This window comes from Acinetobacter sp. ANC 4169 (assembly GCF_002135355.1).
Classification (GTDB): Bacteria; Pseudomonadota; Gammaproteobacteria; order Pseudomonadales; family Moraxellaceae; genus Acinetobacter.
On the sequence record NZ_NEGE01000011.1, the window covers coordinates 1 to 25,676 of the forward strand.

The 25,676-nt window shown below is 43.3% G+C and carries 21 protein-coding genes; 11 read left to right on the forward strand and 10 right to left on the reverse strand.

Annotation, left to right across the window (positions count from 1 at the left end; translation table 11 throughout):
- Positions 1–306, forward strand: a 306-nt coding sequence (locus B9T26_RS09485; protein ID WP_171262978.1) for a 4Fe-4S dicluster domain-containing protein, incomplete at its 5' end; no start/stop codon positions are given.
- 143 nt (positions 307–449) lie between these two features.
- On the opposite strand, the gene tusA is transcribed toward B9T26_RS09485, so the two are convergent.
- Entirely contained in the window at positions 450–707 is a 258-nt protein-coding gene (tusA, locus tag B9T26_RS09490; protein WP_086199467.1) for a sulfurtransferase TusA, read from the reverse strand.
- 200 nt (positions 708–907) lie between these two features.
- Between tusA and B9T26_RS09495 the strand changes: the two genes are divergently transcribed.
- Complete coding sequence (locus B9T26_RS09495; protein WP_086199468.1) at positions 908–1,747, forward strand: HlyC/CorC family transporter; 840 nt, start codon at positions 908–910, stop codon at positions 1,745–1,747.
- Positions 1,744–3,303 (forward strand): apolipoprotein N-acyltransferase, encoded by a 1,560-nt coding sequence (lnt, locus tag B9T26_RS09500; RefSeq protein WP_086199469.1) that lies wholly within the window; start codon positions 1,744–1,746, stop codon positions 3,301–3,303. Before B9T26_RS09495 ends, lnt begins: the two co-directional genes overlap by 4 nt.
- An 81-nt stretch (positions 3,304–3,384) precedes the next feature.
- Here lnt and B9T26_RS09505 read toward each other — a convergent pair whose 3' ends face one another.
- From B9T26_RS09505 to gspF, 4 genes are all read right to left on the reverse strand, one after another.
- Entirely contained in the window at positions 3,385–3,723 is a 339-nt protein-coding gene (locus tag B9T26_RS09505) for a tRNA-binding protein (protein WP_086199470.1), read from the reverse strand.
- Between the two features lie 184 nt (positions 3,724–3,907).
- On the reverse strand, positions 3,908–4,243 hold the full coding sequence (locus B9T26_RS09510) for a hypothetical protein (protein WP_086199576.1): 336 nt from the start codon (positions 4,241–4,243) through the stop codon (positions 3,908–3,910).
- Positions 4,244–4,526: 283 nt separating this feature from the next.
- Positions 4,527–5,102: a type II secretion system major pseudopilin GspG gene (gene gspG / locus B9T26_RS09515; protein ID WP_413772765.1), complete on the reverse strand. Its 576-nt coding sequence runs from the start codon at positions 5,100–5,102 to the stop codon at positions 4,527–4,529.
- Positions 5,103–5,141: 39 nt separating this feature from the next.
- Positions 5,142–6,347, reverse strand: coding sequence for a type II secretion system inner membrane protein GspF (gene gspF / locus B9T26_RS09520; protein ID WP_086199472.1), 1,206 nt, complete (start codon positions 6,345–6,347; stop codon positions 5,142–5,144).
- 152 nt (positions 6,348–6,499) lie between these two features.
- Between gspF and B9T26_RS09525 the strand changes: the two genes are divergently transcribed.
- From B9T26_RS09525 to B9T26_RS09560, 8 genes are all read left to right on the forward strand, one after another.
- Complete coding sequence (locus tag B9T26_RS09525; RefSeq protein WP_086199473.1) at positions 6,500–8,722, forward strand: primosomal protein N'; 2,223 nt, start codon at positions 6,500–6,502, stop codon at positions 8,720–8,722.
- A 60-nt stretch (positions 8,723–8,782) separates the two neighbouring features.
- Positions 8,783–10,624 carry a monovalent cation:proton antiporter-2 (CPA2) family protein gene (locus B9T26_RS09530; protein ID WP_086199474.1) on the forward strand — a complete coding sequence of 614 codons (1,842 nt, stop codon included), beginning with the start codon at positions 8,783–8,785 and terminating at the stop codon, positions 10,622–10,624.
- Positions 10,625–10,674: 50 nt separating this feature from the next.
- The gene (locus tag B9T26_RS09535) at positions 10,675–11,550 is read left to right on the forward strand and encodes an Hsp33 family molecular chaperone HslO (RefSeq protein ID WP_086199475.1); all 876 of its coding nucleotides are present in this window, start codon (positions 10,675–10,677) and stop codon (positions 11,548–11,550) included.
- Between the two features lie 212 nt (positions 11,551–11,762).
- Positions 11,763–12,218 (forward strand): DUF2147 domain-containing protein, encoded by a 456-nt coding sequence (locus B9T26_RS09540; RefSeq protein WP_086199476.1) that lies wholly within the window; start codon positions 11,763–11,765, stop codon positions 12,216–12,218.
- A 435-nt stretch (positions 12,219–12,653) separates the two neighbouring features.
- Positions 12,654–13,121, forward strand: a complete 468-nt coding sequence (locus tag B9T26_RS09545; protein WP_086199477.1) for a DUF2147 domain-containing protein — start codon at positions 12,654–12,656, stop codon at positions 13,119–13,121.
- Between the two features lie 144 nt (positions 13,122–13,265).
- On the forward strand, positions 13,266–14,231 hold the full coding sequence (locus tag B9T26_RS09550) for a DnaJ C-terminal domain-containing protein (protein ID WP_086199478.1): 966 nt from the start codon (positions 13,266–13,268) through the stop codon (positions 14,229–14,231).
- A 10-nt stretch (positions 14,232–14,241) separates the two neighbouring features.
- The gene (locus B9T26_RS09555) at positions 14,242–14,580 is read left to right on the forward strand and encodes a chaperone modulator CbpM (protein WP_086199479.1); all 339 of its coding nucleotides are present in this window, start codon (positions 14,242–14,244) and stop codon (positions 14,578–14,580) included.
- A 93-nt stretch (positions 14,581–14,673) separates the two neighbouring features.
- Entirely contained in the window at positions 14,674–14,931 is a 258-nt protein-coding gene (locus B9T26_RS09560) for a YdcH family protein (protein ID WP_086199480.1), read from the forward strand.
- Positions 14,932–15,029: 98 nt separating this feature from the next.
- On the opposite strand, the gene B9T26_RS09565 is transcribed toward B9T26_RS09560, so the two are convergent.
- From B9T26_RS09565 to B9T26_RS09585, 5 genes are all read right to left on the reverse strand, one after another.
- Entirely contained in the window at positions 15,030–16,265 is a 1,236-nt protein-coding gene (locus B9T26_RS09565; RefSeq protein WP_086199481.1) for a magnesium transporter CorA family protein, read from the reverse strand.
- Between the two features lie 260 nt (positions 16,266–16,525).
- On the reverse strand, positions 16,526–18,613 hold the full coding sequence (gene pnp, locus B9T26_RS09570; protein ID WP_171262980.1) for a polyribonucleotide nucleotidyltransferase: 2,088 nt from the start codon (positions 18,611–18,613) through the stop codon (positions 16,526–16,528).
- A 268-nt stretch (positions 18,614–18,881) separates the two neighbouring features.
- Positions 18,882–19,151, reverse strand: coding sequence for a 30S ribosomal protein S15 (rpsO, locus tag B9T26_RS09575; RefSeq protein ID WP_005007057.1), 270 nt, complete (start codon positions 19,149–19,151; stop codon positions 18,882–18,884).
- A 977-nt stretch (positions 19,152–20,128) separates the two neighbouring features.
- Positions 20,129–21,904 (reverse strand): exodeoxyribonuclease V subunit alpha, encoded by a 1,776-nt coding sequence (recD, locus tag B9T26_RS09580; protein WP_205666413.1) that lies wholly within the window; start codon positions 21,902–21,904, stop codon positions 20,129–20,131.
- A gap of 63 nt (positions 21,905–21,967) precedes the next feature.
- Complete coding sequence (locus B9T26_RS09585) at positions 21,968–25,669, reverse strand: UvrD-helicase domain-containing protein (RefSeq protein ID WP_086199484.1); 3,702 nt, start codon at positions 25,667–25,669, stop codon at positions 21,968–21,970.
- Positions 25,670–25,676: the final 7 nt, after the last annotated feature.

Consider the following 25,676-nt stretch of genomic DNA (forward strand, 5'->3'; position numbering starts at 1 on the left):
TTTGACCGCCTGTCTTCGGTGTTTGTATCGAATACCGTGCATGAAGAAAACCAGCCGGCACATTTGAAGCTGACCGATGCCTCGATTCCGGTGAACGTTAACCTGCCAAAATGGGATGAGCCTGCGCAGCGCTACTGCCCGGCCGGGGTCTATGAAATCATGGAAGACAGCGACGGTTCGAAACGCTTCCAGATCAATGCAGCCAACTGTGTGCACTGCAAGACCTGCGACATTAAAGACCCATCACAAAACATCACTTGGGTAACACCTGAGGGTGGCGGTGGTCCTAATTATCCGAACATGTAATTAGTATCCAAATATGTAATGTTTGATGCGGCACGTTAAAACTTTGTTTTAACGTGTCTCACCTTACCATTACAATAAAAAATCCCTGCATCACGCAGGGATTTTTTTATTTTAGCTTTTAGAAAAAATTATGCTGAATCGCTCTAACCCTTCTGCACCAAATAATGAAATTCTTTATTGCCGTTTTCATCTAAACGTTCTTCTTGCAATAACAATTCATGTCCCAAGTGCATACAAAATTTTGGAATATCCCAAGAAGTTGAATTATCTGTCGCAAACACTTCAACCACATCGCCAGACCTCGATTTACGAATCGCCTGATGCAGCATCATCACGGGTTCAGGACAACGTAATCCACGGGTATTTAATTGAATGCTTGGAGTGACAGAGGGTTCAGACATCAGAAAACTCAGGTTTAAAATCTGCGATTATTTTAGCATAAACATAAACACCCTGTGATGTGCAGGAAAATGAAGAAGATAGTCTCTTTTTCTGACTCATTTGCCTATGGATTAGATGAATATTAGCGATAGACAACTGTATTTTCTACGGTATGATTAAAATTATGTATTTTAGATATTAAGAGTCTTTAGGAAAGATCATGCACGAGGAATCAGGCCCGTCGTGGGGCATGCGCGGCTTACGCAAATGGCTGGGTACAGCACCCGAAACTCGCGACGAACTGCTAAAATTAGTACAAGATTCACGTCGTTTTTTAGAACCCGATACGGTTGCCATGCTTGAAGGCGTGCTTGACCTTCCAGCAACCAAAATTCGTGAGGTCATGACTCCGCGAACCGCCATGATCAGCTTACAAGAAGATGATCAGCTATTCGATATTCTGCATGTGCTGGTTGAATCTGCCCATTCACGTTTTCCTGTTTTTTCATCTGTCCAGCCGGATAATGTGGTCGGCATTTTATTGGCCAAAGACCTATTGCCATTTCTGACCGAGCCGACATCCAAAGTGGACATTCGCGCACTCATGCGCCAACCGCTGTTTGTGCCGGAAAGTGCCCGTTCTGACCAGGTCATGCGGATGTTGAAAAACACCCAGACCCATATTGCTGTCGTGATTGATGAATATGGAACTACTTCAGGCCTAGTCACGCTGGAAGATATTCTGGAAGAGATTGTCGGTGAAATTGAAGATGAACACGACAAGGTGGATGAAGAAGCCCAGTACATTATTCCCGATAATGACCCACACACGGCGAATACCTGGCTTGTTCAAGCACTTACACCAATTGAACACTTTAACAATGTTTTAGATGCTGATTTTTCCGATGATGAAGTAGAAACTGTCGGCGGTTTATTGCTTCAAGAAATTGGTTTAGTCAGCGATTTACAAGGTCAAGTGATTGAACTTGAAAATTGGGAATTCACCATTGTAGAAGCAGATGCACGTACTATTCATCTGATTCGAGCTGTCCGTAAATGAGAACTTACTTTGATAAGCTGTTAAATTCATCTCAACAACAAAAACAGCTCCCGTTTATTTATCCCTTTTTAATTTCGCTTTTTTCAGGTGCCATGTTCAGTTTTGCGCTGGCACCTTATTATTACTGGTGGTTGGCACTGCTATCCCCAGCCCTGCTCTATGCTTCACTACGTAAACGTTCAGCAAAGCAGGCTTTTGGCATTGGCTGGGCCTATGGCTTTGGTTTATGGTTTGTTGGCGCATTTTGGCTATATACCTCCATCCATGTCTATGGGGATACCAGTTCTTTTGTCAGTGTATTAATGATTGCCTTCATGGCATTGTTAATGGGCTTGTTTACCGCGTTGCAAACCTGGATCTATCGTCGATTCTTCCCTGAAACGCCACTGACTTTTGCACCGCTTTGGGTGTTCTTTGAGTGGGCAAAAACCTGGGTATTTACCGGCTTTCCTTGGCTATTTGCAGGTTATGCCTTTACTGAACGTTTCCTGGATAACTATGCACCACTGTTTGGGATCTTCGGTGTCTCGTTTGTGGTGATTATCTTGGCCTGTGCGCTGGTGGAAATCCTGAATAAACGCATATTCTGGATTATCCCTTCAGCCCTGATACTGCTGGGTGCTTGGGGTGCTTCCCATCTTCAGTTTGTGGAACAAAAAGATGAGAAGCCGCTTTCGGTTTCCCTGATTCAAGGCAATATTCCGCAAGACCTGAAATGGCTAACCGAGTATCAAGTCAAAACCTTGATGATCTATGCCAATTTAAGCCGCACTGAATGGGGACGCGATCTGATTGTCTGGCCAGAATCTTCGATTCCCATGTTCCAGACCGATATCGAACCTTTCCTCGATGCCATGAAAGTTCAGGCAGAAAAATCTGGAACAGCTTGGGTCACCGGCCTTCCTTATTGGGATTTGAAAGAATCCAAAATTGAACAGCACCCGATGTATTACAACAGCATTATGGCAATGGGTGATGAGTCTGAAGGCTTGTATAAAAAGCAACGTCTGGTTCCGTTTGGCGAATATGTACCTTTATCTGGCTGGCTCAGTTGGGTACTGCCGGCATTGCAAAATGACCCTTCCATGAGTGGTTTTTCTCGTGGTGCCCGTGACCAAAAACCATTAGACGTAAAAAATCATGCGCTGGGTGCAGCTATCTGTTATGAAGTGGCTTATCCAAACCTGACCCGTCGCAATGCCAGTCAAAGCGATTATCTGGTTACGGTCTCCAATGATGCCTGGTTTACCGGTACTGCGGGACCTTGGCAACATTTACAAATGGTGCAAATGCGCGCCAAAGAAAATGGCCGCTGGTTTATTCGTGCCACCAATACCGGTGTAACTGCCTTTATTGATCACAACGGGCATATTGTGAAACAGGCACCGACCGATCAAACAGCCATTCTTCGTGGTGAACTGCCTGCAATGCAAGGTGAAACCTTGTATATGCGCTTAAGCGACTGGCCAGTGCTGATTGTGTCGATCTTGCTATTACTGCTGGGTTGGCGCTTCCGTCCACGTAAGGTTGATGTGTCGTTTAAATCACGACGTTAAAATCCCTTCCAACCTCCCTTTAATAGAGGGGGGCGTTGTTAAAATGAAATAAAAAACCGAGATAAATATCTCGGTTTTTTGTTACAACAATTTTGTCCCCAGTGGAACCTCAATATCCGGTGTACATAACACCACCTGCCCTGCCTCATTATGAAAGCCTGTGACCAGACATTCTGACTGGATTGGACCAATTTGCTTTTTGGGAAAATTCACAACTGCGACCACCAACTTTCCTATCAGCTGCTCAGGTTGATATAAATCGGTAATCTGAGCGCTCGATTTTTTTATTCCTAATTCGTCACCAAAATTTACATATAAAATATAAGCCGGCTTTCTGGCCTGTTCAAATACTTCTGCGCGAATGACTCGTCCTACCCGCAATTCAACCTTTATAAAATCCTGCCAATCAATCTGCTGCATTGTTCACTCACACCGTATAGTTTTCTATTTCTTGTCGAAAATTCTAATTCATATGTGGTGACTTCCTATACAACAAATCTGACAATCGATGACTTAAAAATGACAATTTTAATAAGATGAGTTTCTAAATCTGAAGCGATAAAAAAACCGGAATCTTCATCCCGGTTTTTTGATTCAATTGGTTTTATAACTGGGTGACCAGATAGGACACCATGACAGTTAAAAACACCATAGGAATATAGCGATAAATTTTTACTACCATGTGTTCTAAAGCTGAAGTCTGTTGTTGTTTTAAATTGAGTACCGTCGCTTTTAAGGCAGACCAAAAGCACAATATAAATAATGCACTCAATACACTGATTGCAAAAAAGCCTACCATAATCTGGCTACTTCCTTCGGTTGCATTCCATAATGTTAAAATGCCCTGACTCATGGGAAGCAAACTCAAAATTAAAAGAACAGACTTGAGCATTGCCCAATGAAATTGGTTAATTTCATCCGATATTATTAATGCTTTCATTCCATTCTCCCCGGCAAAACCGTTGCCATTCAGAACATTATGCAAGCTTTTGAATAAATAGAAAGTCTATTTCCATTCACATATAATCATTATTGTAACTATCAAATATGGGAATAATTCTTATTATAACTCTCAAACAGCCAATATTATATAATTTTAATTAAATTCAATAACTTAATATATATTTTATAATTAAGATTTATTATCACTTCACTTAGTATTGAATAACCAGATAAAGTGAAGTGATATATTTCATATCCTTAAAATAATTAAGACTTTTTAATTAAGGTTGATAATAAATATCGGCATCTGTACCTTCACCGCCTTCTTTACCGTCGGCACCAAAAGAATATAAATCGAATGGACGGCCTTCAGCACCAGGAATTACATATTGAATATCATTATCCCAACTGTCTTTGGGATAACCCCCTTTGACATAACCACCCTGCATCCAGTTTTTTGCCGAAGCCGGCTGATTCACCAAAGCATCTAAACCGCCATCTTGCATGGAAGGATATTTACCATTATCGAGTTTATATTGATCCAAAGCGCCGGCCACACCTTTTAAGGTAATTGCAGAAGTATCGACTTTGGCTTTTTCACCACGCCCCATCACATTCGGAACGATGAGTGCTGCAAGCACACCCAGAATAACAATCACCACCATCACTTCAATGAGGGTAAAGCCTGAGTGAGTGTGAGCAAAGCTACGCTTTGCACGAACGCAAGACCGAGAGCTATGCTCGAGGTGGCACATAGAACCATCACTCGACCTGAGAGGCGTTACCTCGCAAGAAAGTCCGAAAGCTATGCTTGAGGAGGTTTGAATATCATTCACGACAATCTCTTTGTGTTGCATTTTGGCTTTATTCCTATTCATCTTTTTCACGCAATTTTATTAAATCATATTATTCATATTCACGATTGGCAGCATCACCGCAATCACAATCACCAGCACAATACTTGCCATTAAAATCAGCATCAGCGGTTCAAGCAGAGCCAGCAAAGTTGAAATGAGGGTGGTCACTTCCCGATCCTGCATGGTAGAGGCACGTGCCAGCATACGATCCAGTTCCCCAGAGGCTTCACCACTTTTGATCATTTGTACCATCATCGGGGGGAAATAACCACTACGGTCCAGTTGTGTGGCCAGGTTACCCCCTTCGGTAACGCGTTCGGCAGCCAGATTGACAGCATCTCGAATCACCCAGTTATTACTGACTGCGGCGCCAATCTTCAATGCATCTACCAAAGGTACGCCAGATTGGGTCAAAATAGATAAGGTACTGGCAAAACGGGCGGCATTGATACCACGTGACAATTTACCCAATAATGGCAATTTCAGCGTTAAACGATCAAATGCATAATGTCCGGCTGTGGTTCTTAAAAAGCGTAGCAGCCCAGTAAAACCCACCACGCCCGCGACCAGTAAAAATGGCCAGGCCACCCGGATAAAATCGCTGGCTTTCATTAAGGCAACCGTGATCCATGGCAAGGCATCTTTACTCTGGTCAAAAGTCTTGACGATGTCGGGAACCACATAAGTCATCAGCCCCATCACAATGGCAAAGGACATCAGCATCAAGATAATCGGATAAATCATCGCACCCTGCACTTTTTTCTGCATGGTAAAGCGATTTTCAGTGTAATCTGCTAACTGATCCAGAATTAAATCCAGATGTCCCGAGCGTTCACCCGCTGCGATGGTCGCGATATATAAATCCGGTAAACGCCCTGCTTGCTGCAAAGCATTGGCGAGTGAATGCCCTTCCATGACTTTGGAACGCACTGACATCAACAGGTTCTGTACATGGGCTTTTTCACTTTGCTTACCCACAGCCCGCAGTGCTTCCTCTAAAGGAATTGCAGCTGCCACCAAAACCGAAAGCTGACGGGTAAATAGTGCCAAATCATAAGCGGTAATTTTTTTCTGAAACCAGCGGGTGGAGTTATGCTTATCTTTTTGCTCGACAGGATCAACCGTCACAGGAATAAGCGCTTTGTCTCTGAGCTGTTGACGGATTTGACGTGCCGAGTCACCCTCTAGCACGCCTTTTTGCTGCTTCCCTGAAGCATCAATGGCAGTAAATTGATATGCAGGCATTGTGATGCTCTAATTTTCCAAAATTTGCTTCAGCGCAGTTGCGTCTGACTACCAAAATCATTCATATTCTTATACATAAATGATTTGCTCACTCTAACATAACTCGACCTTTAGCACGACGAAATTTGATCAGGACGCTTTGACCCTTATTTATGCCAAATACACCATCGACTCCAGCCGACATTTATCGCATTCGTGTTGCTGTACCCGTACATATCTATGACTGTTTCGATTACACCGTAACGGCTGAACAATATCAGCAAGCCGAAGTGGGAGCGCGTGTCGCCGTGTCATTTGGACGGCAAAATCTGGTCGGGATCATTGTTGAAAAATTAACAGCCGATACCCCGATTGATCCGCGTTTTAAGCTTAAAGCCATCACCGAGCTGTTAGATGAGCATGCTCTTTTAGATCAAAAAACCTTAAATTTACTGACCTGGTCAGCGCAATATTACCAATTTCCGATTGGTGAAGTATTTCAGAGCGCTTTACCGACATTTTTACGTCAGGGCAAACCGTATAATTTATTGGCCCGGATGTGGAAAGTGCTGGATTTGGCTGCTGAAGCCAAACTGACCCGCTCTGAAAAACAGCAACAAGCGTATAAAGTTTTAAAACTGCATCCTCAAGGCACCACAGAAAATATCTTAAATTTGGCTGGGGTTGAAACGGCGACACTCAAAACGCTGGAAAAAAAGGCCATTGTGGAATGTGTTCTGGAACATCAGGATTTTAGTCCCCAGCCGGTCACTCTGGCACAAATGCCCTTAACCGCCAATGAAGATCAGAAGAAAGCCATTCAACAGGTATTGAAAGCACAGAAACAATATCAGGCTTTTTTGCTGGATGGTCTCACTGGTAGCGGTAAAACCGAAGTCTATTTGCAGATCATGCAAGAGGTACTAAAACAGGGCAAGCAAGTCTTGGTTTTAGTCCCCGAAATTGGGCTTACTCCACAAACCATCAGCCGTTTCCAGTCGCGCTTTCATGGCAATATCGTATTGCTACATTCAGGACTAAACGATTCTAAACGCCTGCAAGCCTGGCAGGCTGCACAAACAGGCAAAGCCTCCATCATTTTAGGAACACGTTCTGCCATTTATACGCCGTTGCCAAATCTGGGACTGATCATTCTCGATGAAGAACATGACCTGTCCTTTAAACAGCAGGAAGGTTTTCGCTACCATGCGCGGGATGTAGCGATGTATCGTGCCCATCTTGAAAATTGTCCAATTATTTTAGGTTCAGCAACACCGAGCATTGACAGTTATGCGCTGGTTGAATCGGGGAAAATAACCCGTTTAGAGCTGAACCAGCGTGCCGGTGCCGCAGTGATGCCAAAGATTCATCTGATTGATCTGAAAATTGCGCAAAAACAAAATGGCATCAGTCAAAACCTGATTGAAGAAATTCAAAAGCGGCTGGATAAAAAAGAACAGGTGCTGGTGTTCTTGAACCGCCGGGGTTATGCACCGGTGCTGATTTGTGAAAGCTGTGCCTGGCAGGCCAAGTGCCCGCATTGTGATGCCAACTTTACCGTGCATCGACAGCCTTATCAGCATCTGCATTGTCATCACTGCGGCAGCATTCACCGCATGCCCGATCATTGCCCGCAGTGCAAGCATAGCGAATTAAAACCGATTGGTCTGGGCACCGCCAAAGTGGAAGAACATTTACAACAACTGTTCCCCAACTTTGACGTGATCCGTGTCGATCGCGATTCCACCAGTCGGGTCGGCAGCTGGCAGAAAATTTATGACAAGATTCAAAAAAGCGAACCGGTGATTCTGCTCGGTACCCAGATGCTGGCCAAAGGACACCATTTTCCCTATGTGACTTTGGTGGCGATTCTGGATATTGATTCTGGCTTACTCAGCGTGGATTTCCGTGCCACCGAACGCACGGCACAACTGATTGTACAGGTTGCAGGACGTGCGGGACGCGGTGAACGTAAAGGCGAAGTCTATTTACAAACCTTACGGCCAGACCATCCCCTGCTGAATACCTTAATTCAGGATGACTACCGTCATTTTGTCAAACAGACGCTAAAAGAACGCCTAGCTGCATTGCTGCCGCCTTTTCGTTATGCTGCCCTGATTCGCTGTGAATCAAAAAGTCAGGAACAGCATCAAGAGTTCTTGCAGCAGCATGCCCAGGCGCTCAGACAGGTTTCGGAAAACCTGATTGATATCTGGGGGCCAATTCCCGCACCGATGGAACGCAAGGCCGGACGTTATCAGGCACATATGGTGCTGTTATCGCAAGATCGTGCCCGATTACATTTTTATATTCGTGGCTGGTGGCAAAACATGTTGCATCAAAAGCCCTCAACCATGAAACTAACACTCGATATAGATCCTCAGGAATTAAGCTAAGTCAAAGTTTCATGCTTTGCTTAAATTTTTTGCAATTAAAATAAATTCTAGGACAGACCGATGTCGCTACTGTTACAAATTACGATTTTTCTGGGTGCTTCGCTACTCTTGGTGCCGCTCGCCAAGCGTTTTGGCATTGCCACCGTACTCGGCTATTTGTTTACCGGTATTTTACTCGGTCCCAGCGTCTTTAATATTGCCAGTGACCCGGAAGCGATTCAGGAACTGGCGGAATTTGGCGTCATTTTGTTGATGTTTATTATTGGTCTGGAGCTGCGTCCACAACGACTGTGGGAAATGCGTAAATCGATCTTTTTGATGGGTAGCTTGCAGGTCGGTATCAGCGGCATTATTCTGGCCCTGCTGATCTTTTTTGCCTTAAACCAGAGCCTCTCTGCAAGTTTTGTGATTGGCATGGCACTGGCACTTTCCTCTACGGCCTTTGTATTACAGCTTCTGGCGGAAAAGCAACAACTGAATACCACCTTCGGGCAACAATCCTTTTCTATTTTATTGTTCCAAGATATTGCTGCTATTCCGCTATTAGCGATTATTCCGCTACTCGCTGGTACTGAATCGACCCATCATGGCGTTGCCTATTTTGCAGCAATTATTGCCACTTTTAGCGGTTTGTTCCTGTTTAGCCGCTATATGATGCGCCCCTTTTTCCGTTTTGTGGCCAAAAGTGGTGCACATGAACTGATTACTGCAGTCGGCTTGTTTATTGTCTTGGGCGTGGTTGCCCTGATGGATGTACTCGGAATCAGCACCACTTTAGGAGCTTTCTTAACCGGGGTATTGCTCGCCGACTCTGAATTCCGCCACGAACTTGAAGCCAGTATCGCGCCGTTTAAAGGCTTATTACTCGGTCTGTTCTTTATGACCGTCGGCATGACCACGCAATTATCTCTATTGGTGGATATGCCGTGGCTGATCATTGGCGGTGCGCTGGTTTTAATGCTGGTCAAAAGCGTAACCCTGACCGCTATTGCCCGTTATTTAAACTATTCATGGCGCAACAGCTTGCTGCTTGCCACCTGTCTGGCTCAAGGCGGTGAGTTTGCCTTTGTGGTACTCAAGGTGGCCAGTAGTGAAAAAGTACTCACTCAAGCCATGCTTGAGCCTTTAACCTTGATTGTGACCCTTTCCATGGTGCTCACCCCAATGCTGTACTGGATCATCAGCAACTGGATTATTCCGCTTATCGATAAAGAAAAAACGCCGGTTTATGATGAAATTCCAGATACGCATAACCCGATGATCATTGCCGGCTTTGGCCGTTTTGGACAGATCATTGCCCGTATTGCCCATTTACAGCACCAGTCTTTTACTGCCATTGACAGTAATCTGGAAAAAGTTGATTTCGTGCGAAAATATGGCGGTACGCTATACTATGGCGATGCCACACAGCCGGATATTTTACGATCTGCGGGTATTGAACACGCCAAGGTTTTCGTTTTGGCCATTGATGATATTGAGGACTCCATGAATGTGGCGCGTCATATTCGTCTCAACTACCCCAATCTGAAACTTCTGGTACGCGCCCGAGATCGTCATCATGTGCATTTGCTGCGTGATCTGGATGTCGAACATATCTGGCGTGAAACTTATCTGTCTTCTTTGGGAATGGCTTATCGTGTCCTGCGCGAGTTAGATATTAGCGAAGAAGATGCGTATAAAAGTATTGAACTGTTCCGCGATTACGATGAAAAACTGTTGCTTCAGCAACAACGGGTGTATACCGATGAACAAAAAATTTATGAAACCCATCGTAATGCTTTGGCCGAGCTAGAACATTTATTTGAAAGTGATGCGCAGATTCGTCAGGAACCAACTGGCGTCAATTTACAACGTGGCTTAGCACATCAGCGTATTGATGTCACAAGAGATGATAGTAACTAGCTTGTGTTTTACAATATAGACACCATTAACACGGGCTATTGGAGAAATTTATGTCTGAATTACGTCAACGCTTTTATATTGAGAATTGCCCGATTCGTGGTGAAGTGGTCCATCTTGAAAGCGTTTTGCAAACGATCCTCGCGCAGCGTGATTATCCGCAAGCCATTCAAATTCTTTTGGGAGAAATGCTGAGTGCCACGGCATTACTGGCCAGCACCCTGAAAATTAAAGGCCGGATCAGCCTGCAAATTCAGGCAGCCGGCACGTTCAAATGGGCTATGGCAGAATGTAACCATCGCGGTGAGTTACGTGCATCGGCCGATTATGAAGAAGATCCGCGTTTCTTTCAGGCAGAAAACAGCAGCACGGTGTTGAATGCACTGGTCAATCCGGTACTGTTTATTAACATTGAACCTGAGTTTGGTGAACGCTATCAGGGCATTATTGCCCTTGAGCACGATACCTTGGCCGGTTGTTTAATGCAGTATTATGATTTATCTGCACAGATTCCAACAAAAATTGTTTTGGCCAGCTCGGCCGAACGCTCTGGCGGTCTGCTGATCCAACTATTGCCACGCAACAGTGAAGAAGAGCAGCAGCGTGTGGATGAAGACCTGTGGCCACGCCTGACCATGCTGACCGAAACCCTGAAAGCGGAAGAACTTACAGAGCTTGAACCGACTGAAATTCTTTACCGTTTGTATAATGAAGAAGATGTGCGTTTACCCGAAGCTGAACAATTAAGCTTTGGCTGTACCTGTTCTAAAGAACGTTGTGCCAATGCGCTCATTCAAATTGGTGTAGAAGCAGTACGTGAAACTTTAGAATTCCAGAATCCAATTACCATGGACTGCCAGTTCTGTAGCACCCGCTATACTTTTACTGCGGAAGAAGCTTTTGGTTTATTTGGCAAACATCTCAGTTAATTTGATCAAGTAAACAAAATCAGAGCAGCAATAATAATTGCTGCTCTTTTTTTATCCTAAAATAAAATACATTATTTTTTTATATCAATTTTATACACTTGTAATCTGAATGTTTTAGAGTAAAATTTCTAATCAAAATAAAGCAAAATAATCTTTTTTAATAATGTTTTATTTTGACCGCATAAAAATAAATTAATGAGTGGAATAGCGACATGAACACAAAAATAGTTGTGAGTACATTATTACTTCTTGCCAGTACTTTTAGTTACGCGCAAATATCGGACTTAGGCGGAACATGGAAAGCCATCGATGACAAAACAGGCTATGCACGTGCCGATGTTTTAATTACCAAACAGAGCAATGGTACTTATCTGGGAAAAATTGTTAAAGTACATGCCATTCCAAACCGGGAACCCATTGATCATTGTGAAAAATGCACAGGAACATTAAAAAATGCGCCTTTGATTGGACTGACCATTTTAACAGGGTTCATGCAAAACCCGAAAAAGAACAATGAATTCATTGAGGGCCATGTGCTAGATCCCCTGTCAGGTCATACCTATCAGGGCAAAGGACGTCTGAATACACGAGGCAATGTATTGACCCTACGTGGCTTTATCGGCACTAGCCTGCTCGGCCGAACCGTATCCTGGATTAGAGTTGAATAAAACCTTTATAAATTATCACAAGTTTTTATCTTTCAAGCAGATAGAAACTTGTGAACCCTACCTTTTTTAACACCGAGTACTTCACCCTGCCATTTATAAACAATTCATTTTTATTATTTACTTAGACATATCATCCGATAAAATTTGTTTTACTCCAACGTTGTATAAAAATAATAAAAATTTTTCATTCTGCTTTAATTCAGAACAATATTAAGTAGTCGATTAAAATACTCATTGGATTAAAATTTAAACATTTTAATATTTCATTAGCGTGTTTTTTAATCAAAAAATACTCGAAGAATAAACCCCACAACATAATTAATGATTTATGTGACTTATTTATCAATTTAATGATTTGATTTTATATCCACATCTCGTTATAAATTAGAGGGTTTACTCTAAAATATAAGCCATTCATTTAAAAAGGGGAAATTAATGAAGAATCTATATAAAGGTGTTATGACAGGAATACTATTAGCAACACTTTCTTCATTCAGTTTTGCAGAAAACAATAATGATCCTTTGGTCGGCAAATGGAAAACAATTGATGATCGAACCGGTTATTCTCGTGCTGATGTAGAAATTAGCAAAAAGCCGGATGGTACCTATGAGGGGGTCATCGTCGCGACCCGTAATGTACCTGGTACAGAGAAGATGGTCACCTGCTCAAACTGCCCGGGTAACCTAAAAAATAAACCGTTTATTGGCTTACCTTTTATTTGGGGATTTAAACAGAATCCGGATAATCCACGCGAATTTAATCATGGTCGCGTACTTGATCCGATTGGCGGCAAAGTTTACAAGGGCAAAGCACGCATCAGTGCCAGTGGCAAGCACTTAAACCTGCGTGGTTATGTCGGTGTATCGGTAATTGGCCGCAGTGTGACATGGATTAAATATTGATCTTATTCATGATTTGCGAAGGCTCCTGTTAAGGGGCCTTTTTTTTGTCATGATTTGAAACAATAAGGTACAGATCTACACTGTTGCAGATTTATGAAAAACACAATAATGATTAAAACATAATCAATTTCAGCTTCTCAGTTTATGCCTAAAAGTCATTACGAAGTTCTTGGCATTAACCGCAATGCCACGCAGGATCAAATCAAGAAAGCCTACCGCAAACTGGCCCGAAAATATCATCCTGATGTCAGCAAAGAGAGCGATGCCGAAGAAAAGATGCAAAGCATTAATGTTGCCTATGACACCCTAAGCAACGAAGAGAAAAAAGCGGAATATGATTTTCAGCTGGATCATCCTGAAGCTTTTTATCAATCGGGAGCACAGACTGGAACCGGGGGTTTTGATAACGCACACTTTTACCGGCAGGGATTTAATCAACAGCAGTCCAATTTTAGTGGTTTTGAAGACCTTTTTGGACGCTTTGGTTCCGGTTTTGGTGGCGGCAACTATCAATATCAAAATCAGCAAAGACAGCAACAGCGCAGTTATAAAGGCGAAGATCAGCATGCCAGTCTAGAAATTGAGCCTGAAATTGCTTATCACGGTGCCACCCAACAAATTACCTTGCAGATACCCACCTTAAATGCCTATGGAGAGCCTGAGGTTCAGCGCAAGACCTTGCAGGTGAAAATTCCCAAAGGCATGAAAGAGGGCCAGCATATTCGCCTCAGTGGCCAAGGTCAAACTGGCATTCAGGGTGGGCAAAATGGCGATCTGTATATCGAAATTCACTATAAGGACACTGCACGGATCCGGGTTGAAGGTGCCGATATTTATTACAACGTGGATATCGCACCTTGGGAAGCAGCACTAGGTCAAGGCATTGAAATATCGACACCCGAAGGTAAAAAAATTCAGGTGAATGTGCCTAAAAATGCCAAAACCGGTCAACAGTTACGACTCAAGGACAAAGGGATTCCAAGCAAAGTGCCAGGTCATCTCTATCTGGTTTTAAATATCGTGTATCCAACTGCGCAAACTGAACATGAACAGCAGGCTTACCAGGCTTTTGCCGAAGCTTTTGCAACATTTAAGCCTCGCAATGCTTAAGGAGAACATCATGACGACTATTCATTATCGTGAAATTATATCTGATGAATTTAATGCTCCAGATGTCATTGATGAACATTACAGTTTTGATTTAAAGCATTTTGCTGATGCGTGTGGACAAAGTCCGGAATGGGTTTTACAGCTACTTGAATACGATATTTTAGACACGCGTCCAGAAGAAAGAATTCATCAATTTTTTGGTGATGATGTTTCGCGTGCACGTCGAGCCTACCGTTTGCAACGCGACTTTGATGCCAGTTTTTCTGCTGTGGCAATGATGCTCGACTTGATTGATGAAGTGCAACGATTACGTAAACAGGTGAAACACTTCAATGTAAAAGATGCTTAAGGCTACTTTTCTACCTCCAGCGTACCGTTTATATAACAGGTACGTGGTGGTTATTTTGTTCTGAAATTCAACGCTGGAGAATAATCTAGGCTTATGAAAACCAAAGAATGCAATAAAAAAGTGAAGAGAATGTTTCCTGAATATCAGGAATTGATCCATAAACTACGGCATGATGATCCTCATTTCGCAAAAATATTTGAGAACCATCAGGAACTCGATAAGGAGATTACTCAGCTTGAGCTCAATCCGGTCAATTTAATTAATGATGATATTGATTTATTAAAACGTAAGAAGCTCAAAATGAAAGATGAAATTTATAAGATTTTGTCGCAGAGTGTTCAGGTGAGCTAATCTTCCAGCAGACTAAAAATAACCAAGACCATTTTGGGTTTGAATCAACTGGCAGGATTGTGCATCACACATTGCGAGCAGGAATAAAAACTGACCTTTTATTTTAACTTGGTCAGTTTTTCAACTTCTTTCATGGTTTCTTTGACCGATTGCTTAATCGGCTCATAGTTTAAAAACCAGAACAGGTTCACGTGTTGATCTTGATGCTGTTGTGCCAACAAATCAATCACGCTCTTTTCCCCTCTCCCCACCAGATGCCGGCGATAAAAATAATAAACCAAAAGTACCGTGGTAATCAGCATTACAATCAGCATGCTCCAAAACCCGGTTGGAGATTTTAATCCTGGAATAAACTCAAAGTTCATTCCATACACCCCGGTCAATAAAGTTAAAGGGGCAAATATTGCGGTAATAATGGCCAGAATCCGCATATTTTCATTGGTTTGATTGGCAATGGCTGAAAAATGCAAGTCCATTGCGGCCTGAATGGATGCACGCAGTCGAGCTGTATGTTTTTGAATTCGTTCTACATGACTGACCAAATCATCCATCCGCACCAGCATAATATCTTGCCGTTCAGACTTTTTCTTGCCTTTTAAATGTGGGTAATTATCTACAATTTCATCGCGCAATTCTTGTAAGGCATCAATTTGTTCTTCACAGAGATTCTCTACTTGTTGAAAAGACATGCTTTCCTGTAATAGCTGATTCCATTTGCTAAATCTGCGATGGCCTTGCAGTAATTCTTGCTGCCAGAACTCTACACGTCGGGTCAGGGGTACACGTAAATCTAAATAGCCATCTACAATGCTATTTAATAATCGTAAAGCCAGGTCTAAAGGGGTAGTAGAAACTTTACGTGATTTGTTTTGATCTTGAACAGGACGGGAAAAATTCATTTCAATCCGTGAAATATAATTTTCAACTGCCCTGTTGCCCTGTTCACGCACTGTAATCAGCACCTGAGGCGTCATGATAAAGCTCACTGGCGTGGTGGCTAAACCAAACATCTTTTCATGCTGTTCCAGCGCTTGTGCCCCGGTCTTAATATCATCATCAGGTGTAATCAGTTTACGAAAAATCAGCAGGTCATAGTCTTCCATGCTATCGAAGGTACAAGGATGCTCTAAATTTAAAACATCTCTCACATGAAACTCGTTTAGTATCAGCTGAGTATATTGATAGATTTCTTTTTGCCACTCATCTGCACGGTTCACTACATCTTCCCGGGTGCAATCTATCCATAGAAAGACTGGTTCAGCTTCAGTATTTTGGTCTTTTTGTACAAAAATATGCTGTTCAGTGGGGTGTTGGTAGAAATAATAAACCTGCATATAAACAATTCTCTGGTGTACATTCTTATTGTTGGATTGATTGAAATTTCAATAATTCAACCCCGCGATCTGGCATAAAATTATGAGCTGCGCGCAAGCGTTAAGCAATAACATACAACTGGATTTGCAAATTTTAAATCAATTTTCTCTCTGCCCATAAAAAAGCCCTGAGTAAGCCAAAGTCAAAACTTTAGCAAAGCACAGGGCTTTCTTTATAAACAGCTATTCACATGGACTCAGCCATGTGAATACTCAAACCATTAAGCTTGTTCGATGTCTTTCATCGTCAATTTGATACGACCACGGTTATCAACGTCAGCAACCTGAACTTTGATTTCTTGACCTTCAGACAATACGTCTGAAACGTTTGCAATACGTTCATTTGAAATTTGAGAGATGTGAAGTAAACCATCAGTACCAGGAAGGATGTTTACGAACGCACCGAATTCAACGATACGAATTACTTTACCCGTATAGATTGTACCTGGTTCGATTTCAGCAGTAAGCGCCTGAATTTTTGCAACTGCAGCAGAAGCAGCAGCTTTGGTTTCACCAAATACGCGAACTGTACCGTTATCTTCGATATCGATTGCAGCTTTAGTTTCTTCAGTGATTGCACGAATAGTCGCGCCGCCTTTACCAATGACATCACGGATCTTGTCAGGGTTGATGTTGATCACTTGGAATGTAGGCGCGTGCATAGAAATTTCTGGACGAGCGCGTGAAATCACTTGGTTCATTTCGTTCAGGATGTGCATACGACCAGCATACGCTTGGTTCAATGCAGATTCCATGATCTCTTCAGTGATCCCTTCGATCTTGATGTCCATTTGAAGTGCAGTAATACCGTTTGCAGAACCTGCTACTTTAAAGTCCATGTCGCCAAGGTGGTCTTCGTCACCCAAGATGTCAGAAAGAACTGCGAAACGTTCGCCTTCTTTTACTAGACCCATCGCGATACCCGCAACTGGTGCTTTAAGTGGAACACCTGCGTCCATAAGTGATAGAGAAGCACCACATACAGAAGCCATTGAAGATGAACCGTTAGATTCAGTGATGTCAGATACGATACGGATCACGTACGGGAAGCGGTCAGCTGCAGGAAGAACGGCTTGAACACCACGACGCGCTAGACGACCGTGACCAATTTCACGACGTTTAGGACCAGATTCACGACCAGTTTCACCTACAGAGTATGCAGGGAAGTTGTAGTGCAACATGAAGTTATCAGTTTTGGTACCTGCAAGGGTATCAACCATCAATGCATCACGAGTATTACCCAACGTCGTTGTTACCAAGGCTTGAGTTTCACCACGTGTGAACAATGCAGAACCGTGAGCACGACCTAATACACCCACTTGTACGTCGATTGCACGGACAGTTTTAGTATCACGACCATCAATACGTGGCTTACCAGACAAGATGTTGTCACGTACTGTGCGGTATTTTAAGTCTTCGAATAATTCGTTTACTTCGTCAGCAATGCCAGTTTCGTCATTTTCAGGAACGAATTGAGCCAATGCTTCTTCTTGAAGTGCATCAAGCGCTGCATAACGTTCGTGTTTAACAGCAATTGTGTATGCTTCAGAGATTTTCGCTTCGAATGCCGCTTTTAATTGAGCAAGAAGTTCTTCATTTTTAACAGGAGCAACCCAAGTTGACTCAGTTGCACCCGCTGCTGCAGCAAATTCTTTGATCGCCTGGATCGCGATTTGCATTTCGTCATGACCGAAAAGCACAGCGCCTAGCATTTGGTCTTCTGAAAGTTCTTTCGCTTCAGATTCAACCATCAATACTGCAGATTCTGTACCCGCAACAACAAGATCAAGATCTGACTCTTTCAATTGTTCAAGATTCGGGTTAAGGATGTATTCACCGTTGATTAAACCAACGCGCGCGCCACCGATTGGACCACGGAAAGGCGTACCAGCGATAGACAATGCAGCTGAAGTACCAAGCATTGCAGCAATGTCAGCATCCATGGTTTTGTCAGATGAAATTACAGTTGCTGTTACTTGGATTTCGTTGAAGTAACCTTCTGGGAACAACGGACGAATTGGACGGTCAATCAGACGTGAAATTAAAGTTTCAGCTTCAGAAGCACGGCCTTCACGCTTACCATAACCACCCGGGATACGACCTGCAGCATATTGCTTTTCTTGGTAGTTAACAGTCAATGGGAAGAAGTCTTGACCTGCTTTTGCTTTAGGTTGAGCCACAACAGCCACAAGAACCTGTACACCACCCATGGTGATCACTACAGTGTTTGCTTGACGAGCAACACGACCTGTTTCCAGGATTACATTGTGTTGACCGAATTGAAATTCTTTACGAACAATATTAAACATTGACATGTATTTTTCTTTCCTAGTTCTTTTGAACAGTTATTCTAGTGGAGACCCCTAAGGTTTGGCATTCACATCAACTGCATAAATGACAAAGCTTAGAAGCCGACCTCACTAGACTATAAAAATGTATGAATACACTATTTTTAAACACAAAGAAGGAGCGAAACAATCGCCCCTTCCCCATTACCTAACCAAGGCCAGGTATACTTTAATTTTCAGTAATACGGCACTTAACATGCAATAGTCCGAAAAAATAAGTTTAATCGAATTAACGACGTAAACCTAAAGCAGCGATCAAAGCGCTGTAACGAGTAGCGTCTTTACCTTTAAGGTAGTCAAGAAGCTTACGACGTTGGTTAACCATACGGATAAGACCGCGACGGCTATGGTGGTCGTGTTTGTGTTCTTTAAAGTGACCTTGCAAATCATTGATTTGGGCAGTTAAAAGAGCTACTTGAACTTCAGGTGAACCAGTGTCGTTTTCAGCGCGAGCAAATTTAGCAACGATCTCTGCGCGATCTGCGTTTGTTAAAGCCATTCGATTTCTCCGAGATGCTTAAAAATTACATTTGATAGAAATCAATTGATTTCTCAATTGACTGCCGTGCATCACTACAGCAAGTGCGTTATTTTAAGGGAAAAGTCAGGGGATTGCAAAAAGAGAAACTGCTTTTCATCTTTTAATATCAATTCATTGAAAAAGCTTCATTTTTTTATTTTATCGCTTGAGCTTTGAATTTATTCATTGCCGGTTAAATCCTCCCCTGAAAAAGACGCGGTGCAAATTGTTTTTCCAGTTGAACAAAGCCCTTATTTTTTATGTTCTGTTCATGCATATAAGATAAAAAAAAGCCCAAGCTGAGCTTGGGCTTTTTTTTTTGCGCTGTAGTTTCTTCTATTTTAATTATTATTCTTTTATTTATAGTCATAATTTACGCTGTTCGCGTTTATTATTATAAACATTCCGTGTGTGAAGTTTTACTTCCCTATGTGGTAGATTCTGCCACAAAGCATTATGTAAAAAAGTGGACTTTCTCGTATCTCTTTGTAAGCATTTTCGTACATTAATTAATATTTCTTATGTTTCATGTAACCAATAAAATAAGCACTATTTATTAAAAATTAATTACTTAAGGTTAAATAAAATATCTAACTTATACAAAAGCTGTCATATTGCTCCACATTTAATTTTTACTTATATACCTGCGTCTGAATAGTGGCTGTTTCAGCCAATCATTTTTGTAATAAATCGTCCATTTTTGCATATAAAAAAGCCCTGTAGTCTCTCCCAAAACTACAAGGCTTAGCGGCTGTAAGTTTCCTCTTTTTCCTTACTTCACTGTAAGTTCGCTGTCTTTCGACATTATTATTATATTATGGCGATTTTGCCCAACTTTCCGTATCGAGCTTTTTATGTGCAGCCATCATCTCAAAAACATGGTTAAAGCTCTATGCGGCAATTTCTCGAATCGATGTAAGCAATTTCGTACAAAAATTAAAATTATTTATTTATTGTTAATAATTTAGAAAATTATTTATTTTATCTAACAGACCGCTTTTTCTTATGGTTTTAATGGTTAAAGATGGTATGAAAGCCTCTTGATCAACCAAAAGACTCACTACTTTCTTGGCACGGGTAATGGCCGTATACAGTAATTCTTTACTCAATAAATTTTTTGCAGCTTCATCTAAAACCACTGCGGTATGGGTAAATTCCGAACCTTGCGATTTATGAATGGTCAGCACAAATGCCGTTTCAATACTTTTGGGTAAGCGGGTCGCAGGTACCCATTTTTCCAGACTGGGAAAATACACTTCAAACTGAGACTGCGCATCCCGACTGCGCTTAAAACAGATCCCGATATCTCCATTCGACAGGCCCAGCTGATAATCGTTATAGGTCATCATGACCGGACGGCCGACATACCAGTCGCCCTGTTTACTCATATGCAATGCCAAGGCTTCCAGCAGGCGCTGTTCCATTTGCATATTCAGCTGGCGTAACCCCAAGGCGCCATGTCGGATAGCCGCCAAAATACGGTAATCATCAAACACCTTGACCACCTGCATCACCCAAAGTTCAGGCTCATCTGCGGTTAAATAGCTTTTTAGCACCGCAATATAATTCTGATAGCCCAGCATCAGTTTGTCGTAATAGGCCGTGCGGTCAAATTGAGTAGACATGTGGGCAGGAAGATATTCCAGTTGAATTTGATCTTGCATTTCGGCCTTTAAGGCAATGGCTTTTATTTCAGCAGGTTGCACAATCTGCTCGGCAAACTGGGCTAATAGGGCGGCACTATTTTGCCCCGGCTGTTGCAGTTGAATAAATTCGGCCATCTGTCCAATCAGCGCCCCGGCTTTAAAACGGCGACTATTGACTAGATTGACCCGATTTTCAGCCAAAGCCGGCACCTGTTGTAAGTCTGCCAATACCGAGCCGACATCGACCGCAGCGAGCTGGTTGGCATCTCCCAATAAAATCAGGCGAGCATGATCCGGCACCGCAGACAGCAGCATAGTGGCCAGGCTTAGGTCCAGCATGGATGCTTCATCCACCACAATCACGTCATAGGGCAAAGGCTGCTTGGCATGAAAGCGCGGTTGATAGTTACTTCCCAGCCCCAATAAGCGGTGAATGGTAATCGGATGGAGTTGTTTTAACTCATCACTGACTAGGTCCTGAAGTTTTTCATCATTCAGCGAGTTTTGCAGCGCTTCTTTCATCCGCTGTGCTGCCTTACCGGTCGGTGCAGCCATGGCAATGCGGATATTTGGCATGGCCTGATTCAGCACGGCAATAATACGTGCCAAAGTATAGGTCTTCCCCGTCCCCGGTCCACCGGTAATAATATTCAAGGCTTGCTTCGCCACCATGCTCAAGGCTTCAATTTGGTGTTCATCGCTGAGTAAGTCCGGATAAGCAGAAAGATCCACCGCTTCTATGGATTGCTGTTTTAAACGTGCCACTTGCCGGGCCAACGACTGCTCCAGCGCCCAGTAACGATATAAATACAAATGCTGCTGATCGAAAACAAAGGGTGCGATCTGATCTTGTATATTTTTTTCAATATTTTCAGCCGAAATCACCAGATCATGCAGGGTTTGAATCTGTTGCGCTGTTGCCGAAATACAACTGTCCCCTTGTTGAATAGCCTCCAGAACCTGCCCGATAATGTGGCTGCTATTTTCATCCTGCGCTGCACCACTAAAAGGCTGCTGGCAAATAAACTGACTCCAAGTGCTGATCCATGCAGCGCTTTGGTCATCTTTATATTGTTTATTTTCCACATAGTTATCCTCAAAGTTATCCACAACCCAATCTGTTGTTTAAAAGCCATTAATTTCACTACATCAGGCAATTTTGCTGCTTTTATCTTCACCAAAATAGCCCAAAATTGCATCAAGACGCAGAATAAATTCTGCCTTCGGCTTCCAGTGATAAAAACCCTGTTCGGCTTGCCCGTTCATGCCACGCAAATACAGATAGCTCGCGCCGCCCAAATGTTTTTCAATGTCATAGTCCTGCATTTGCACGCTTAAATAACGGTGCAAGGCTACCAAATATAAACCTGCCTGTAACCAGTAACTGGCTTGTGACATACTTTGTCTGATTTCCTGCGCAACATAATGTGCTTGATCGGTGCCTAAAAAATTACTTTTGTAATCGGCAATATGATATTGCTGACCATCAAAATAAACCAGATCGATGGAACCGGTTAAGTAACGGGCAGAATTGGCCTGATTAAAGTCCAGCATGTCTATGCCGTGTTCTGCATAGAGCTGATGAATACGCTGAATCGCCAAGACATGATCCGACAAGGACAGATAAAAAGGAAATTCGGCTAAATGCTCATTTTCATCCAGTTGATTCAGCTTGAACCCTTGATGCAGAGGGGTAGTTAAAACTTCTGTCAGCCATTCTCCTATCCAGCTGATGAGCTGCTCTTCATCGACTTGCTGAAACTCTTGCTCATATTTGCCGCTCAGTTCTGTCCATAATCCGGGATAGTCATTTTTAAAACGACGGCGAATTTCTAATGGCCAATCCTGCGGATCATGGAAATCGATATGTTCAAAAATTTCATGCAGGAAAGTTCCAGCCACTGTTCCCATCGGGAAATTGCGTTTAATCCATGAAAGCGGCTGTGTGGTTGATGCAATTTCAATCTGTTCAAACACATGAATTTCATCAGCTGCACTGGACAACTGTTCGGTATTGACCGCCAAGGCATCCATAGCCTGTTTACGGCTTAAATGCTGGGCCAAGGCACTGAAACTGGTTTTGGAACGCGGATAAAAGCGCTGACTCGGGAATTGCAGTGCCTGTAAAGGCAACGGTTCCTGCTGCTTGGCTTGCAGCTTGACCGGTCTTTCATTGATTAAGGCTTCGTCGGCACTGGCAGAATGGGCAAAGTCTGTTCCACGCCAAAAGGCCAGGCCATGACTGGACTTAGCTTCCTGATCCTGCAACAGAGCATAGACCCGATGGCTAGCCCGAGTCAGTGCCACGTACCAAAGCCTATGCTGCTCTGCCACAGCACGGGCATTGTGCTGATCAATCGCATTTTGATCGAGCAGGTTCTTGTCATTGACTGCAACCACACGATGGACTTCCACTTTGCCTGTGACCGGATGAATATGATCCACAGTGGAAAAGTTCAGGGTCTTGTTCATTTCCCTAAAATCTTTGTCTGCCCCAAGCAAAAAGACAATTTTAAACTCCAGCCCTTTGGACTGGTGGATGGTCATCAGCTGCACCCCTGCCTCATTCGACAGTTTGCGTTCCAGTTCCCATTCCCGCTCTGCCGGAGATTGCAGTTGTTTTAAATACCAGTGATAAAGCTTTTGCGCACCCTGATATTGTTCACTGTGCTGACTCAGTAATTCGGTCAAATGACGCAAGTTAACCACACAACGTTCATTATCGCGGCTCTGGGTTGCGACCAGATTTTTCCAGACCTGAAACAGATTCAGGCAATATTGCCAGGCGGTTAAAAAGCCTTTTTCCAGCCACATTTCGCGAATGCAGTCGAAGTCGTAAATAAACTGGCTTAAGCCATCCGCCTGAGCTTCCAGCTGAATCAACTGTTGTAAGTTAAAGCCCAATAAACGGCTCAGCAAGGCACGTTTAATTTTGCCTTCGTCATAAGGATGCATGATGGCACTGAGCACCGCCCCGACATCTTTGGCCACCTGATGATCGAACACGCTGCGCTTGGAAGGACGATTGACCCGAATGCCTAAGCGCTCCAGTTCATATTGGGCTTTATCAAGACCATCATGGTTTTTCGATAAAATCGCAATATCGTTTTCCTGCAGATATTTGGGCCCGGACTTTTCTGCCAGATAAAGCTTTTCTTCAATGCCCTGATTAAGTAAATCCTGAATTTTCCAGGCGACCTGAATCGGTTCATGTTTCTTATCTTGCAGCATAATCCAGCGCAGCGGTTGGTGATTCTCACCATGCACATCTATAAGTGCCGGATGAGGACGCGAACCGGCCTGAACCGGGCTGTAACTGACCTGTTCGCCAAAATCCATCTGTCGTTGAAACAAGGCATCGACCGCTTCCACCAGCACTTTCACCGAACGGTGATTATGCCGCAGGCTGTATTCCTGGCCCTGTTTGGACAGTACATCGGCACGGGCCTTGTTATAGGTCAGCATGTCGCCACCGCGAAAGCCGTAAATTGCCTGCTTCGGATCGCCGACCATGATCATGCAGCCTTGCATATAACGCTTCTGGTCGCGCCAGATCCGCGCCAGCATGTTGTCCTGATCCTGATTGGTATCCTGAAATTCATCGACTAAAATAAGCGGATAATGGGTCTGGACAAATTTGGCAAAACGTAGCCCCTGTTCACCCTGCAAGGCTTCAGACAAGGTTCGGATTTGCTGGGCAAAGGTGGTTTCACTTTTTTGCTGCAACACTTGCGGCAGGCGCTTTTTCACTTCACGACTTAAATAAAATTTCAAATAGGCATCGAGCAGGTCCAAATCCAGATTCAGTTTGGACAAAGCCTCGCAAAAACCTTTGAGTTTTTGAATTACTCCATGCTGCTCAAACTGATGCAGCACATCTTCAGCACATTTATTCAGGACTTTTTTGGTCGCCAGATCACTGAGATTTTTCAGGGTCTTTTCAAAATGCGGCGCAAATAAGGCATAGCAGCGCTGTTCAGCCAGCGCCTGAATAAAGGCCGGCAAATCATCACACAAGGTGCGTTGCATCAAGCCATCGGTGCGCCACTTTTTGCCGATAACGGCATGGTGTTGTCCATCGGGCCGATAGTATTCGCCCAACCCGGCAATCAGGCTTAAATCTAGCTGAATAAAATCATCCACCAGTTGTTCAAACTGGTTTAAGTCCAGCTCTGGCGCAGTGACTTCCTGAAACTGCGCCGAAGCAAAATTCAGGCTATTTTCCACCACCGGCACATAGGCATCCTGAGATTTTAGCTTTTGATTGAGCAGCAAATAATCCACCACATTTTGTGGCTGGGACTGAATCCATTCACGCAGCACATCATGAATCAGCTGATAGGTATAGCTTTTGGCATCATCGGTGATATCGGCACGTTCAATCTTGCCACTTTCAAAGGAAAACTCGCGCAGCAATTTCTGGCTGAAACTGTCCAGCGTACCCACAAACAGCTCATCCAGCTGATCGAGTACCAGCTTTAAACGTTCACGGGCAAAATCCACCCGCATGGCATAGTCGCTTAAAACTTTCTGAAACAAAGGATCGGTTTCAGCCGCGATTTTGGCCTGAATCTCAGCTTCGGTCAGGCTTTGACAGTGTTCAAAATAGCGTAGGGTTTCTACCAGACGTGTCCGAATCCGGTTTTTCAGTTCGGCTGCCGCTTTACGGGTAAAGGTGGTGGCAATCACCTGATTGGGCAAGTATGGTCCAAGAAAAATCCGCACCATCAGACTGGATAAGGTGAAGGTTTTGCCTGTACCTGCGGAAGCTTCAATCCAGTGCAAACCCTTGAATTGCATATCGACAATCGGGTGAAAGGAAACGGCCGTTAATGTTTGAGGATGATTCATCTTATTG

What these genes read in the sequence shown, in the direction of transcription:
- tusA (WP_086199467.1), bottom strand. Translation starts at nt 707, where the DNA reads ATGTCTGAACCCTCTGTCACTCCAAGCATTCAATTAAATACCCGTGGA.
- B9T26_RS09495 (WP_086199468.1), top strand. Translation starts at nt 908, where the DNA reads ATGCACGAGGAATCAGGCCCGTCGTGGGGCATGCGCGGCTTACGCAAA.
- lnt (WP_086199469.1), top strand. Translation starts at nt 1,744, where the DNA reads ATGAGAACTTACTTTGATAAGCTGTTAAATTCATCTCAACAACAAAAA.
- B9T26_RS09505 (WP_086199470.1), bottom strand. Translation starts at nt 3,723, where the DNA reads ATGCAGCAGATTGATTGGCAGGATTTTATAAAGGTTGAATTGCGGGTA.
- B9T26_RS09510 (WP_086199576.1), bottom strand. Translation starts at nt 4,243, where the DNA reads ATGAAAGCATTAATAATATCGGATGAAATTAACCAATTTCATTGGGCA.
- gspG (WP_413772765.1), bottom strand. Translation starts at nt 5,102, where the DNA reads ATGCAACACAAAGAGATTGTCGTGAATGATATTCAAACCTCCTCAAGC.
- gspF (WP_086199472.1), bottom strand. Translation starts at nt 6,347, where the DNA reads ATGCCTGCATATCAATTTACTGCCATTGATGCTTCAGGGAAGCAGCAA.
- B9T26_RS09525 (WP_086199473.1), top strand. Translation starts at nt 6,500, where the DNA reads ATGCCAAATACACCATCGACTCCAGCCGACATTTATCGCATTCGTGTT.
- B9T26_RS09530 (WP_086199474.1), top strand. Translation starts at nt 8,783, where the DNA reads ATGTCGCTACTGTTACAAATTACGATTTTTCTGGGTGCTTCGCTACTC.
- B9T26_RS09535 (WP_086199475.1), top strand. Translation starts at nt 10,675, where the DNA reads ATGTCTGAATTACGTCAACGCTTTTATATTGAGAATTGCCCGATTCGT.
- B9T26_RS09540 (WP_086199476.1), top strand. Translation starts at nt 11,763, where the DNA reads ATGAACACAAAAATAGTTGTGAGTACATTATTACTTCTTGCCAGTACT.
- B9T26_RS09545 (WP_086199477.1), top strand. Translation starts at nt 12,654, where the DNA reads ATGAAGAATCTATATAAAGGTGTTATGACAGGAATACTATTAGCAACA.
- B9T26_RS09550 (WP_086199478.1), top strand. Translation starts at nt 13,266, where the DNA reads ATGCCTAAAAGTCATTACGAAGTTCTTGGCATTAACCGCAATGCCACG.
- B9T26_RS09555 (WP_086199479.1), top strand. Translation starts at nt 14,242, where the DNA reads ATGACGACTATTCATTATCGTGAAATTATATCTGATGAATTTAATGCT.
- B9T26_RS09560 (WP_086199480.1), top strand. Translation starts at nt 14,674, where the DNA reads ATGAAAACCAAAGAATGCAATAAAAAAGTGAAGAGAATGTTTCCTGAA.
- B9T26_RS09565 (WP_086199481.1), bottom strand. Translation starts at nt 16,265, where the DNA reads ATGCAGGTTTATTATTTCTACCAACACCCCACTGAACAGCATATTTTT.
- pnp (WP_171262980.1), bottom strand. Translation starts at nt 18,613, where the DNA reads ATGTTTAATATTGTTCGTAAAGAATTTCAATTCGGTCAACACAATGTA.
- rpsO (WP_005007057.1), bottom strand. Translation starts at nt 19,151, where the DNA reads ATGGCTTTAACAAACGCAGATCGCGCAGAGATCGTTGCTAAATTTGCT.
- B9T26_RS09585 (WP_086199484.1), bottom strand. Translation starts at nt 25,669, where the DNA reads ATGAATCATCCTCAAACATTAACGGCCGTTTCCTTTCACCCGATTGTC.